This is a genomic window from Streptomyces omiyaensis (assembly GCF_014650895.1).
Lineage (GTDB): Bacteria > Actinomycetota > Actinomycetes > Streptomycetales > Streptomycetaceae > Streptomyces > Streptomyces omiyaensis.
Map to the genome: position 1 here is coordinate 306549 of NZ_BMVV01000008.1, position 13287 is coordinate 319835.

Below are 13287 nucleotides of genomic sequence, written 5' to 3' on the forward strand. Positions count from 1 at the left end.
CGGTAGGATCGCTGGGGTTCGTTCAAGAAGTTGGTTACGCGAAGGAGACAGGCAGATGTCCGGCCACTCTAAATGGGCTACGACGAAGCACAAGAAGGCCGTGATCGACGCCAAGCGCGGCAAGCTCTTCGCGAAGCTGATCAAGAACATCGAGGTGGCCGCCCGTACCGGCGGTGCCGACCTGGACGGCAACCCGACGCTGTTCGACGCCGTCCAGAAGGCGAAGAAGCAGTCGGTCCCGAACAAGAACATCGACTCGGCGCTCAAGCGCGGTGCGGGTCTCGAGGCCGGCGGCGCCGACTACGAGACGATCATGTACGAGGGCTACGGCCCGAACGGCGTCGCGGTGCTCATCGAGTGCCTCACCGACAACCGCAACCGCGCCGCCTCCGACGTGCGCGTCGCCATGACCCGCAACGGCGGCTCGATGGCCGACCCCGGCTCCGTCTCGTACCTGTTCAACCGCAAGGGCGTCGTCGTGCTCCCCAAGGGCGAGCGGACCGAGGACGACGTCCTGGAGGTCGTGCTCGACGCGGGCGCCGAGGAGGTCAACGACCTCGGCGAGTCCTTCGAGGTCATCAGCGAGGCCACCGACCTGGTCGCGGTCCGCACCGCGCTCCAGGAGGCCGGCTTCGACTACGACTCGGCCGAGTCCAGCTTCGTCCCGACCATGCAGGTCGAGCTCGACGAGGAGGGCGCGCGCAAGATCTTCAAGCTGATCGACGCCCTGGAGGACAGCGACGACGTGCAGAACGTCTTCGCCAACTTCGACGTCAGCGACGAGGTCATGGAGAAGGTCGACGCCTGAGCGCCGGCCGCTCCACACCGCTTCACCGCAGCGGGCCGACGGGGACACACCCCGTCGGCCCGCTGCGTTGTCGGTGGCACCCGATAGCCTGCACGAATAGCTGATCGAAGGGAGGCGGCGACGTGCGCGTACTGGGGGTGGACCCGGGGCTCACCCGCTGCGGCGTCGGTGTCGTCGAAGGCGTCGCCGGACGGCCGCTCACCATGCTCGGGGTCGGCGTCGTCCGCACCCCCGCCGACGCCGACATCGGCCTCCGCCTCGTCGGCATCGAGCGCGGCATCGAGGAGTGGATCGACCGCTTCCAGCCCGAACTGGTCGCCGTGGAGCGGGTGTTCAGCCAGCACAACGTGCGCACGGTGATGGGCACCGCGCAGGCCAGCGCCGTCGCCATGCTCTGCGCCTCCCGGCGCGGCATCCCCGTCGCCCTGCACACCCCCAGCGAGGTCAAGGCCGCCGTCACCGGCTCCGGCCGCGCCGACAAGGCCCAGGTCGGCGCCATGGTCACCCGGCTGCTCCGGCTCTCCGCCCCGCCCAAGCCCGCCGACGCCGCCGACGCCCTCGCCCTCGCCATCTGCCACATCTGGCGCGCCCCCGCCCAGAACCGCCTCCAGCAGGCCGTCGCCCTGCACGCCTCGAAAGGCCGCACGTCATGATCGCCTTCGTCAGCGGCCCGGTCGCCGCCGTCGCCCCCACCACCGCCGTCGTCGAGGTCGGCGGCGTCGGCATGGCCGTCCAGTGCACCCCGGGCACCCTCGCCGGCCTCCGCGTCGGCGAGCACGCCCGGCTCGCCACCTCGCTCGTCGTCCGCGAGGACTCCCTCACGCTGTACGGCTTCGCGGACGACGACGAGCGGCAGGTCTTCGAGCTGCTCCAGACCGCCAGCGGCGTCGGCCCCCGCCTCGCCCAGGCCATGCTCGGCGTGCACAGCCCCGACGCGCTCCGCCTCGCCGTCTCCACCGGTGACGAGAAGGCGCTCACCGCCGTCCCCGGCATCGGCAAGAAGGGCGCCCAGAAGCTCCTCCTGGAGCTGAAGGACAAGCTCGGCCAGCCCCTCGGCAGCAGCGGACTCGTCGGCCAGCAGCGCGCCGTCGCCACCGGGCCCGCCCCCTGGACCGAGCAGCTGGCCGCCGCCCTCGTCGGCCTGGGCTACCCGAGCCGCGAGGCCGAGGAGGCCGTCGCCGCGGTCGCCCCGCAGGCCGAGGCCGCGCTCGCCGAGACCGGCTCCGCGCCCGTGCCCCAGCTGCTGCGCGCCGCCCTGCAGACGCTCAACCGCGCCCGCTGACCGCCGCAGACCCTCTCCGTACGAAGGAAGACACCACCGTGAACTGGGACGACGAGACGGCATCCGCCCACGAGGAGCGGATCGTCGGCGCCGCCGCCGAGGGCGACGACCAGGCCGTCGAGGCCGCCCTGCGCCCCAAGGACCTCGGCGAGTTCATCGGCCAGGAGAAGGTCCGGCAGCAGCTCGACCTCGTCCTCAAGGCGGCCCGCCAGCGCGGCGCCACCGCCGACCACGTCCTGCTCTCCGGCGCCCCCGGCCTCGGCAAGACCACCCTGTCGATGATCATCGCCGCGGAGATGAACGCGCCGATCAGGATCACCTCCGGCCCCGCCATCCAGCACGCCGGCGACCTCGCCGCGATCCTCTCCTCCCTCCAGGAGGGCGAGATCCTCTTCCTCGACGAGATCCACCGGATGTCCCGGCCCGCCGAGGAGATGCTCTACATGGCGATGGAGGACTTCCGCGTCGACGTCATCGTCGGCAAGGGCCCCGGCGCCACCGCCATCCCGCTCGACCTGCCGCCCTTCACCCTGGTCGGCGCCACCACACGGGCCGGCCTGCTGCCGCCCCCGCTCCGCGACCGCTTCGGCTTCACCGCCCACATGGAGTTCTACGAGCCGCACGAGCTGGAGCGGGTCGTCACCCGCTCCGCCGGACTCCTCGACGTGGAGATCGACCCGGCCGGCGCCGCCGAGATCGCCGGCCGCTCCCGCGGCACCCCCCGCATCGCCAACCGGCTGCTGCGCCGCGTCCGCGACTACGCCCAGGTCAGGGCGGACGGAGTGATCACCCGCGAGATCGCCGCCGCCGCCCTCCGGGTGTACGAGGTGGACAGCCGCGGCCTCGACCGCCTCGACCGCGCGGTCCTCGAAGCCCTGCTCAAGCTCTTCGGCGGCGGGCCCGTCGGCCTCTCCACCCTCGCCGTCGCCGTGGGGGAGGAGCGCGAGACCGTCGAGGAGGTGGCCGAGCCCTTCCTCGTACGGGAGGGACTGCTGGCGCGCACTCCCCGTGGCCGGGTCGCCACGCCCGCCGCGTGGACCCACCTCGGACTGGTTCCGCCGCAGGCAGCGGGCCCGGCGGGGGCGGGATCGGGACAACAGGGGCTCTTCGGCGCCTGAGGCCGCTGTGACGGACGGGTGACGGCGCGGAGTATCGCCCGAGGAGGAACCACGGTGCCATGCTGGGCGTTGTTCCATCGATGCGGACTCGCCTAGACTCCGCCGATGCCGCCCTTTCCGGTCGGCGTGCCCACCCCCGAAGATCAGGCCGCGGGTTCTCCGTGACCGTGCGAAGGATTTCCGTCCCGTGAATAACATCGGCATGCTCCTCCCCTTCATCGTGCTCATCGGGGCGATGTTCCTGATGACCCGCTCTGCCAAGAAGAAGCAGCAGCAGGCGGCGGAGATGCGCAACCAGATGCAGCCCGGCACCGGCGTACGCACGATCGGGGGAATGTACGCCACCGTCAAGGAGATCCAGGACGAGACCGTCCTGCTCGAGGTCGCGCCCGGCGTGCACGCCGTCTACGCGAAGAACGCGATCGGCGCGGTCCTCGACGACGCCGAGTACAACCGGATCGTCCACGGCGACACCGACGAGGACGACGCCACCGGTTCCGACACGGTCGTCCCGGACGACGCCTCCTCGCTGACCGACGCGGCCGACGAGGCCCCGAAGGCCGACCTGACGAAGAAGTCGGACGCGGCCGAGGCCGAGGTCGAGAAGGACGGCAAGGCCGACGGCGAGACCGAGGCGAAGTAAGCCGCACCCGGTGACGCGGCCACGCCCCACGGCGCGGCCGCGGCCGGGAACGGTCGGACGTCTGCGGGGGATGGTCCCCACACATACTTGGTGGCCTCCGTGCGCCCATCCGGCGCCCGGACGGTTTGGACAGGGAGAAACGACAGGTGGCAGCACCGAAGAAGGGCCGAGGGCCGGCGGGGGGACAGAGCCGGCCTGGGCGCGCCCTGGCTTTCATTCTGATCGCCATGGTCGCGCTCACCGGCGGCATGTTCTGGTCGGGGCACACCACCCCGCGCCTCGGCATCGACCTCGCCGGCGGCACGTCGATCACGCTCAAGGCCAAGGCCGAGCCCGGCCAGGAGTCCGCGGTCAACGAGACCAACATGAACACGGCGGTCGGCATCATCGAGCGCCGCGTCAACGGTCTCGGCGTCTCCGAGGCCGAGGTCCAGACGCAGGGCCGCGAGAACATCATCGTCAACATCCCCAAGGGGACGAACGAGAAGCAGGCCCGCGAGCAGGTCGGCACCACCGCCCAGCTCTACTTCCGGCCCGTGCTCACCGTCGCCGCCGCCGCGCCCGACGCGGCGCCCACCGCGACCCCCTCGGGCACGGCCACGCCGAAGCCCTCCGCGTCCGCCTCCGTCGGCGAGAAGAAGCCGGCCACGCCGACCGCCACCGCGTCGACCCAGGGGCGCGCCCTCTCCGAGGCCCTCAAGGCCCCGAACGCCACCGGGACGCCCACCCCCACCGGCAGCGCCTCCGCCACGGCCACGCCCAAGGCGACCGGCACCCCGCAGGCCACGCCCAGCGCGGACGCCGCCACCGCCGCGCTGCAGCAGAAGTTCGCCACGCTGAACTGCCTGGACCCCAAGCAGCGCACCGCCGCCGCCGCGGGCACCAAGCCGGCCGACACGATCGTCGCCTGCGGCAAGAACGCGATCGGCCAGTGGGAGAAGTACCTCCTCGGTCCCGCCGAGGTCGAGGGCCGTGACGTCGACGACGCCAAGGCCGCCATCGACCAGCAGAGCGGTCAGTGGATCGTCGACATGGCGTTCACCGACGCCGGCTCGAAGAAGTTCCAGTCGATCACCAGCAAGCTCTCGCAGCAGACCGAGCCGCAGAACCAGTTCGCGATCGTCCTCGACGGCGAGGTCGTCTCGGCGCCCCGCGTCCAGACCACGCTGAGCGCCAACGCCCAGATCTCCGGCAGCTTCAACCAGCAGTCCGCCCAGGACCTCGGCAACATCCTGGCCTACGGCGCCCTGCCGCTCTCCTTCGACACCCAGAGCGTCGACACCGTCACCGCCGCCCTCGGCGGCGAGCAGCTGGAGGCCGGTCTCATCGCCGGTGCGATCGGCCTGGCGCTGGTCATCCTCTACCTGGTGGTCTACTACCGCGGCCTGTCGTTCATCGCGATCCTCAGCCTCGGCGTCTCCGCCCTGCTCACCTACGTGATCATGGCCCTGCTCGGCCCGGCCATCGGCTTCGCGCTGAACCTGCCGGCCGTCTGCGGCGCCATCGTCGCCATCGGCATCACCGCCGACTCCTTCATCGTCTACTTCGAGCGCATCCGCGACGAGCTCCGCGAGGGCCGCACGCTGCGCCCCGCCGTGGAGCGCGCCTGGCCGCGGGCCCGCCGCACCATCCTGGTCTCCGACTTCGTGTCCTTCCTGGCCGCGGCCGTGCTCTTCATCGTCACCGTCGGCAAGGTCCAGGGCTTCGCGTTCACGCTCGGTCTGACCACCCTGCTCGACGTCGTCGTGGTCTTCCTCTTCACCAAGCCGCTGATGACGCTGCTCGCGCGCACCAAGTTCTTCGGCGACGGCCACCCGCTCTCCGGCCTGGACCCGAAGCGCCTGGGCGCCAAGCCGCCGCTGCGCCGCAGCCGCCGTACCGCCCCCGCAGCCGGCGCCGCCGGCACCGTCGAACCGAAGGAGGCGTGAGATGTCGAAGCTCGGCGATCTCGGCGCCCGGCTCCACCGCGGTGAGGTCGGTTACGACTTCATCGGGAACCGTAAGATCTGGTACGGCCTCTCCGTCCTGATCACCATCACGGCCATCGTCGCCCTGGCCGTCCGCGGCCTCAACATGGGCATCGAGTTCCAGGGCGGTGCCGTCTTCACCACCCCGAAGACGGACGTCACCGTCAGCCAGGCCACGGAGTACGCGGAGGAGGCCTCCGGCCACGACGCGATCGTCCAGCAGCTCGGCAACGGCTCCCTGCGCATCCAGGTCGGCGGCCTCGACACCGAGCAGTCCGACCAGGTCCGCACCGAGCTGGCCAAGGACCTGAACCTCCCCGAGGAGAAGATCGCTGCCGAGCTGGTCGGCCCCAGCTGGGGCGAGCAGATCGCCAACAAGGCCTGGACCGGCCTCGGCGTCTTCATGATCCTCGTGGTGATCTACCTGGCCATCGCCTTCGAGTGGAGAATGGCCGTCGCGGCGCTGATCGCGCTGATCCACGACCTCACGATCACGGTCGGCATCTACTCGCTGGTCGGCTTCGAGGTCACGGTCGGCACGGTGATCGGTCTGCTGACCATTCTCGGATATTCGCTGTACGACACCGTCGTCGTCTTCGACTCCCTCAAGGAGCAGACGAAGGACATCACGAAGCAGACCCGCTTCACCTACAGCGAGATGGCGAACCGCTCGATCAACGGCACGCTGGTCCGCTCGATCAACACCACCGTCGTGGCGCTGCTGCCCGTCGCGGGCCTGCTCTTCATCGGTGGCGGCGTCCTCGGCGCCGGCATGCTGAACGACATCTCGCTGTCGCTCTTCGTGGGTCTGGCCGCCGGTGCCTACTCCTCGATCTTCATCGCCACCCCGCTCGTCGCCGACCTCAAGGAGCGCGAGCCGGCGATCAAGGCGCTGCGCAAGCGCGTCCAGGCCAAGCGCGCCTCCGCCGCCGCCCGCGGCGAGGACGGCCCGGACGACGGCGTCGAGGCCGCGGAGGCCGCCGTCGTCGGCCCGCGCGCCGCGCGCCGGGGCCGCAGCGAGGAGCGCCGCGGATGACCGAGGCCTCCGAGGACGTGACCGGCCTGCTGCTCAGCAGGATCCGTGACGTCCCCGACTACCCGATCCCGGGCGTGATGTTCAAGGACATCACCCCGCTGCTCGCGGACCCGGAGGCGTTCACGGCCCTCACCGACGTCCTCGCCGCCCTCTGCTCCGCGCAGGGCGCGACGAAGATCGTCGGCCTGGAGGCCCGCGGCTTCATCCTCGCGGCGCCGGTCGCCGTCCGCGCGGGCCTGGGCTTCGTCCCGGTCCGCAAGGCCGGCAAGCTGCCCGGTGCCACCCTCCGGCAGGCGTACGAGCTGGAGTACGGCACCGCCGAGATCGAGGTGCACGCCGAGGACCTGGCCGCGGGCGACCGCGTCATGGTCATCGACGACGTCCTCGCCACCGGCGGCACCGCCGAGGCCTCCCTCGAACTGGTCCGCCGCGCGGGTGCCGAGGTCGCGGGCGTCGCGGTCCTCATGGAGCTCGGCTTCCTCCCGGGCCGCGCCCGGCTGGACCCCGCCCTCCGGGGCGCTCCGCTCACCGCGCTGATCACGGTCTGAGGCGGGTCGGGAACGGTCCGAGGCGGGTCCGGAAAGGATCCATCGGAATCACGCCAGGGGCGCCCCGGGAATTCCCGGGGCGCCCCTGGCGTTTGCCCCGGTATGCCCCCGATCGGGGGCCGAAGCGCGCCGCCGCGGCGGCCTCCCGGTCCCCGTCCGTCCCCCGGGCGCGTGAGCACGGGGCGTCGTGGCTCGATACGATGGCCTCTCCGGGCCTGTCCGGGGGACCCGGAACCTCCCCCAGACTCCGTCCGGGGGGACCCCAGAGGAGCGCTCTTTGCCAGACGAGGCCCAGTCACTCTCCGCCGCGCAGCCCGACCCCGAGGCCGACCGGGCCGCGCAGGGAACCGGCACGTCCCCGAAGAAGCCCGCGGAGAACAGGCCGAAGCCTGCTGCGCCCGCTCCCGCACCGGCCCCCGCGCCCAGCCGCTCCGGCGGCTCCTCCAACCGGGTGCGCGCCCGCCTGGCCCGGCTCGGCGTGCAGCGCTCGTCGCCGTACAACCCGGTCCTCGAACCCCTGCTGCGGATCGTCCGCTCCAACGACCCCAAGATCGAAACGGCGACTTTGCGCCAGATCGAGCGGGCCTACCAGGTCGCGGAGCGCTGGCACCGCGGCCAGAAGCGCAAGAGCGGCGACCCGTACATCACCCACCCGCTCGCCGTCACCACCATCCTCGCCGAGCTCGGCATGGACCCGGCGACGCTGATGGCGGGCCTCCTCCACGACACCGTCGAGGACACCGAGTACGGCCTGGAGGACCTGCGCCGCGACTTCGGCGACCAGGTCACGCTCCTCGTCGACGGCGTCACCAAGCTCGACAAGGTCCGGTTCGGCGAGGCCGCGCAGGCCGAGACCGTCCGCAAGATGGTCGTCGCCATGGCCAAGGACCCCCGGGTCCTCGTCATCAAGCTCGCCGACCGCCTGCACAACATGCGCACCATGCGCTACCTCAAGCGGGAGAAGCAGGAGAAGAAGGCCCGCGAGACGCTGGAGATCTACGCCCCGCTGGCGCACCGGCTGGGCATGAACACCATCAAGTGGGAGCTGGAGGACCTCGCCTTCGCGATCCTCTACCCCAAGATGTACGACGAGATCGTCCGCCTCGTCGCCGAGCGCGCCCCCAAGCGGGACGAGTACCTCGCCATAGTGACCGACGAGGTCCAGACCGACCTGCGCGCCGCCCGCATCAAGGCGACCGTCACCGGCCGCCCCAAGCACTACTACAGCGTCTACCAGAAGATGATCGTCCGCGGCCGTGACTTCGCGGAGATCTACGACCTGGTCGGCATCCGCGTGCTCGTGGACACCGTCCGCGACTGCTACGCGGCCCTCGGCACCGTCCACGCGCGATGGAACCCGGTCCCCGGCCGGTTCAAGGACTACATCGCGATGCCGAAGTTCAACATGTACCAGTCGCTGCACACGACGGTCATCGGACCCAACGGCAAGCCCGTCGAGCTCCAGATCCGCACCTTCGACATGCACCGCCGCGCCGAGTACGGCATCGCCGCGCACTGGAAGTACAAGCAGGAGGCCGTCGCCGGTGCCTCCAAGGTGCGCACCGACGTGCCGAAGAACACCGGCAAGGACGACCACCTCAACGACATGGCGTGGCTGCGCCAGCTGCTCGACTGGCAGAAGGAGACCGAGGACCCGGGCGAGTTCCTGGAGTCCCTCCGCTTCGACCTCTCGCGCAACGAGGTCTTCGTCTTCACGCCCAAGGGCGACGTCATCGCGCTGCCCGCCGGCGCCACCCCGGTCGACTTCTCCTACGCCGTCCACACCGAGGTCGGCCACCGCACGATAGGGGCGCGGGTGAACGGGCGGCTGGTGCCGCTCGAATCCACCCTCGACAACGGCGACCTGGTCGAGGTCTTCACCTCCAAGGCGGCCGGCGCCGGACCCTCCCGCGACTGGCTGGGCTTCGTCAAGTCCCCGCGCGCCCGCAACAAGATCCGCGGCTGGTTCTCCAAGGAGCGCCGCGACGAGGCGATCGAGCAGGGCAAGGACGCCATCGCGCGGGCCATGCGCAAGCAGAACCTGCCGATCCAGCGGATCCTCACCGGCGACTCCCTCGTCACCCTCGCGCACGAGATGCGCTACAACGACATCTCCTCGCTGTACGCGGCGATCGGCGAGGGACACGTCACCGCCCAGTCCATCGTGCAGAAGCTGGTGCAGGCGCTCGGCGGCGAGGAGGCCGCCACCGAGGACATCGAGGAGGCCGCGCCGTCGACCCGGGGCCGCTCCAAGCGCCGCTCCAACGCCGACCCCGGCGTGGTCGTCAAGGGCGTCGACGACGTGTGGGTCAAGCTGGCCCGCTGCTGCACCCCGGTGCCCGGCGACCCCATCATCGGCTTCGTCACCCGCGGCAGCGGCGTCTCCGTCCACCGCAGCGACTGCGTGAACGTCGACTCGCTCTCCCGGGAGCCCGAGCGGATCCTGGAGGTCGAGTGGGCCCCCACCCAGTCCTCGGTCTTCCTGGTCGCCATCCAGGTCGAGGCGCTGGACCGCTCCCGGCTCCTGTCGGACGTCACCCGGGTCCTCTCGGACCAGCACGTCAACATCCTCTCGGCGGCCGTCCAGACCTCCCGGGACCGGGTGGCCACCTCCCGCTTCACCTTCGAGATGGGCGACCCCAAGCACCTGGGCCACGTCCTGAAGGCGGTCCGGGGCGTGGAGGGCGTGTACGACGTCTACCGCGTCACCAGCGCCCGACGCCCCTAGGGCCCCTGCCGGTACGCACGAGGAAGGGCCCCCGGCACGCGCCGGGGGCCCTTCCTCGTACCGCTCGTGCCGGCGGGGGTCAGCCGCCGAACTCCTCCAGGCCCTTCAGCGCCTGGTCGAGCAGGGCCTGGCGGCCCTCCAGCTCCTTGGAGAGCTTGTCGGCCTTGGCGTCGTTGCCCGCAGCCCGGGCCGCGTCGATCTGCTTGCGCAGCTTCTCGACGGCGTCCTGGAGCTGACCGGTCAGACCCGCGGCACGCGCGCGCGCCTCCGGGTTGGTCCGGCGCCACTCGGCCTCCTCGGCCTCCTGGATCGCCCGCTCCACCGCGTGCATCCGGCCCTCGACCTTCGGGCGGGCGTCGCGCGGCACGTGGCCGATGGCCTCCCAGCGCTCGTTGACGGCGCGGAAGGCGGCACGGGCGGCCTTCAGGTCCGTCACCGGGAGCAGCTTCTCGGCCTCGCCGGCGAGCTCCTCCTTCAGCTTGAGGTTCTCGGTCTGCTCCGCGTCCCGCTCGGCGAAGACCTCGGACCGGGCCGCGAAGAAGACGTCCTGGGCGCCGCGGAAGCGGTTCCACAGGTCGTCCTCGTGCTCGCGCTGCGCCCGGCCGGCGGCCTTCCAGTCGGCCATCAGCTCGCGGTAGCGGGCCGCGGTCGCGCCCCAGTCGGCGGAGTTCTGCAGCGCCTCGGCCTCGGCGACCAGACGCTCCTTGGCCTTGCGGGCGTCCTCGCGCTGCGAGTCGAGCTGGGCGAAGTGGGCCTTGCGGCGCTTGGAGAAGGCCGAGCGGGCGTGCGAGAAGCGGTGCCACAGCTCGTCGTCGGACTTGCGGTCGAGCCGGGGCAGGCCCTTCCAGGTGTCCACGAGCGCCCGCAGCCGCTCGCCGGCGGACCGCCACTGCTCGCTCTGCGCCAGCTCCTCGGCCTCGGTGACCAGCGCCTCCTTGGCGGAGCGGGCCTCGTCCGCCTGCTTCGCCTTCTGCGCCTTGCGCTCCTCGCGGCGCGAGTCCACCGACTCCACGAGCTTGTCCAGGCGGGCGGAGAGCGCGGCCAGGTCGCCGACGACGTGGTGCTCGTCGACCTGGTGCCTGATGTGCTCGATCGCCGTCTGGGCGTCCTTCGCCGAGAGGTCGGTGGTCTTCACCCGCTTCTCGAGGAGGCCGATCTCGACAACCAGGCCCTCGTACTTGCGCTCGAAGTAGGCCAGGGCCTCCTCGGGGGTGCCCGCCTGCCAGGATCCGACGACCTTCTCACCCTCGGCCGTCCGCACGTACACCGTGCCGGTCTCGTCGACACGGCCCCACGGGTCGCTGCTCACAGCGCCTCCTCACCATGATGCCCTCGTCGGGTGGTGACCCCGGGCATCGTCCACAGTTCCTGGGCGGGCCTCGCCCGCCTTCCGCCGCGCGGCCGACGGATCGGACCGCGCCGCACAACGCCAATCTAGGCGAACGGCGGCCCGGCTGTCCGCACTCAGCGCGACCGAAATTCCACGGTCACGTGCGTGCCGACCGCCGGACCGCCGTCCCGCGGAGCGCCGCGCCTCACTTCTTCGTGACGGTCGCCTTCTCGATCGTGACCGGCTTCTTCGGGGCGCCGTCGCCCTGACCGCCGTCGGCCCCGGCCGCGCCGACCTTCTGCACCGCGGCCAGACCGGCCGCGTCGATCGTGCCGAAGGGGGTGTACTGCGGCGGCAGCGGCGAGTCCTTGTAGACGAGGAAGAACTGCGAGCCGCCGGTGCCCGGCTGCCCGGTGTTGGCCATGGCGACCGTGCCGGCCTTGTACACGACCTTGCCGTCGGCGCCCGGCTTGCCCAGGGAGTCGAGGTTCTCGTCCGGGATGGTGTAGCCGGGACCGCCCATGCCGGTGCCCTCCGGGTCGCCGCACTGGAGCACGAAGATCCCGGCGGTGGTGAGCCGGTGGCACTTGGTCCCGTCGAAGTACTTCTTGTCGGCGAGGTGCTTGAAGGAGTTCACCGTCCGCGGGGTCTTCGCCGCGTCCATCTCGACGGTGACGTCGCCCTCGTTGGTCTTCAGGGCGAAGGCGTACGTGCCCTCGGCCTCGATGCCCATCTTCGGCTCGCCGGTCGCCGCCTCGTTCTCGGTGTTCTTGGCGTCGTCCCCCAGCAGCTGCACCGAGGCGTACACCGCCCCGCCGGCGGCGAGGACCACCGCGAGGGAGGCGGCGATCACGGTGTTGCGGCGCTTGGTCTTGCGCTGCGCCTCCGCCCGTCGCTGCTGCTGGCGCGCGTACTTGTCCCTGGCGAGCTGCCGCCGCCGCTGATCGCTGGTGACCACGGGGTCCGCTCCCTCTCGTTCGTGTGTTCCTGTCCTGGCCGGGTGTGCCCGTACCGTATACGGGTTGGCTGTGGAATACGCACCGCCGGTAGGCTCTGATCTGCTGCATTCCGCAAGGCCGCAGTCAACTGCCGGACGAGAGTGAAGGACGATCGTGCTGATTGCCGGGTTCCCCGCCGGGGCCTGGGGCACCAACTGCTACGTGGTCGCCCCCGCCGCAGGCGAGGAGTGCGTCATCATCGACCCGGGCCACCAGGCCGCCCAGGGTGTCGAGGAGACGCTGAAGAAGCATCGGCTCAAGCCCGTCGCGGTGGTCCTCACCCATGGCCACATCGACCACGTCGCCTCCGTCGTCCCGGTCTGCGGCGCCCATGGCGTGCCCGCGTGGATCCACCCCGCCGACCGGTACATGATGAGCGACCCCGAGAAGGCCCTCGGCCGCTCCATCGGGATGCCCCTCATGGGCGAGCTGACCGTGGGCGAGCCGGACGACGTGCACGAGCTCGCCGACGGCGCAGCGCTGAAGCTCGCCGGCATGGACTTCTCCGTCGCGCACGCGCCCGGTCATACCAAGGGGTCGGTGACCTTCCGGACGCCGGAGACCTCGGAGATCCCCTCCGTGTTCTTCTCCGGCGACCTGCTCTTCGCCGGCTCCATCGGACGCACCGACCTGCCCGGCGGTGACATGGCCGAGATGCTCGAATCGCTGACCCGCGTGGTCCTGCCGCTCGACAACTCGACCGTCGTCCTGTCCGGCCACGGTCCCCAGACGACCATCGGCCAGGAGCGCGCCACCAACCCGTACCTGCGGCAGGTGGCCTCCGGCCTCGGGAGCGAGACCCAGGCTCCCCGACGAGGAATGTGACGAG

12 protein-coding genes are annotated in these 13287 nt (G+C 71.3%); 10 read left to right on the plus strand and 2 right to left on the minus strand.

Annotation, left to right across the window (positions count from 1 at the left end):
- Positions 1-55 precede the first annotated feature (55 nt).
- The 9 genes from IE287_RS16500 (at position 56) to IE287_RS16540 (ending at position 10130) form a co-directional block, all read left to right on the plus strand.
- Complete coding sequence (locus tag IE287_RS16500) at positions 56-808, plus strand: YebC/PmpR family DNA-binding transcriptional regulator (RefSeq protein ID WP_189849798.1); 753 nt, start codon at positions 56-58, stop codon at positions 806-808.
- 122 nt (positions 809-930) lie between these two features.
- Entirely contained in the window at positions 931-1461 is a 531-nt protein-coding gene (gene ruvC / locus IE287_RS16505) for a crossover junction endodeoxyribonuclease RuvC (RefSeq protein WP_189849799.1), read from the plus strand.
- Complete coding sequence (gene ruvA / locus IE287_RS16510) at positions 1458-2090, plus strand: Holliday junction branch migration protein RuvA (RefSeq protein WP_189849800.1); 633 nt, start codon at positions 1458-1460, stop codon at positions 2088-2090. The genes ruvC and ruvA overlap by 4 nt, the downstream gene beginning before the upstream one ends.
- A 38-nt stretch (positions 2091-2128) precedes the next feature.
- On the plus strand, positions 2129-3208 hold the full coding sequence (gene ruvB / locus IE287_RS16515; RefSeq protein WP_189849801.1) for a Holliday junction branch migration DNA helicase RuvB: 1080 nt from the start codon (positions 2129-2131) through the stop codon (positions 3206-3208).
- A 202-nt stretch (positions 3209-3410) separates the two neighbouring features.
- Positions 3411-3851 (plus strand): preprotein translocase subunit YajC, encoded by a 441-nt coding sequence (gene yajC, locus IE287_RS16520; RefSeq protein WP_189849862.1) that lies wholly within the window; start codon positions 3411-3413, stop codon positions 3849-3851.
- A 146-nt stretch (positions 3852-3997) separates the two neighbouring features.
- Positions 3998-5779 carry a protein translocase subunit SecD gene (gene secD, locus IE287_RS16525; protein WP_189849802.1) on the plus strand — a complete coding sequence of 594 codons (1782 nt, stop codon included), beginning with the start codon at positions 3998-4000 and terminating at the stop codon, positions 5777-5779.
- Position 5780: 1 nt separating this feature from the next.
- On the plus strand, positions 5781-6854 hold the full coding sequence (gene secF, locus IE287_RS16530; RefSeq protein ID WP_189849803.1) for a protein translocase subunit SecF: 1074 nt from the start codon (positions 5781-5783) through the stop codon (positions 6852-6854).
- The gene (locus IE287_RS16535) at positions 6851-7402 is read left to right on the plus strand and encodes an adenine phosphoribosyltransferase (RefSeq protein ID WP_189849804.1); all 552 of its coding nucleotides are present in this window, start codon (positions 6851-6853) and stop codon (positions 7400-7402) included. Before secF ends, IE287_RS16535 begins: the two co-directional genes overlap by 4 nt.
- A 277-nt stretch (positions 7403-7679) precedes the next feature.
- Positions 7680-10130 (plus strand): RelA/SpoT family protein, encoded by a 2451-nt coding sequence (locus tag IE287_RS16540; RefSeq protein ID WP_189849805.1) that lies wholly within the window; start codon positions 7680-7682, stop codon positions 10128-10130.
- A gap of 79 nt (positions 10131-10209) precedes the next feature.
- Here the strand turns inward: IE287_RS16540 and IE287_RS16545 are convergent, their stop codons facing one another.
- Positions 10210-11439 carry a DUF349 domain-containing protein gene (locus IE287_RS16545; RefSeq protein ID WP_189849806.1) on the minus strand — a complete coding sequence of 410 codons (1230 nt, stop codon included), beginning with the start codon at positions 11437-11439 and terminating at the stop codon, positions 10210-10212.
- 226 nt (positions 11440-11665) lie between these two features.
- Positions 11666-12418, minus strand: a complete 753-nt coding sequence (locus IE287_RS16550) for a peptidylprolyl isomerase (protein ID WP_189849807.1) — start codon at positions 12416-12418, stop codon at positions 11666-11668.
- Between the two features lie 154 nt (positions 12419-12572).
- Here IE287_RS16550 and IE287_RS16555 point away from each other — a divergent pair, with 154 nt between their 5' ends.
- A complete protein-coding gene (locus IE287_RS16555) occupies positions 12573-13283 on the plus strand; it encodes an MBL fold metallo-hydrolase (protein WP_189849808.1) in 711 nt (236 codons plus the stop codon).
- Positions 13284-13287: the final 4 nt, after the last annotated feature.

What these genes read in the sequence shown, in the direction of transcription:
- IE287_RS16500 (WP_189849798.1), top strand. Translation starts at nt 56, where the DNA reads ATGTCCGGCCACTCTAAATGGGCTACGACGAAGCACAAGAAGGCCGTG.
- ruvA (WP_189849800.1), top strand. Translation starts at nt 1,458, where the DNA reads ATGATCGCCTTCGTCAGCGGCCCGGTCGCCGCCGTCGCCCCCACCACC.
- yajC (WP_189849862.1), top strand. Translation starts at nt 3,411, where the DNA reads ATGCTCCTCCCCTTCATCGTGCTCATCGGGGCGATGTTCCTGATGACC.
- secF (WP_189849803.1), top strand. Translation starts at nt 5,781, where the DNA reads ATGTCGAAGCTCGGCGATCTCGGCGCCCGGCTCCACCGCGGTGAGGTC.
- IE287_RS16535 (WP_189849804.1), top strand. Translation starts at nt 6,851, where the DNA reads ATGACCGAGGCCTCCGAGGACGTGACCGGCCTGCTGCTCAGCAGGATC.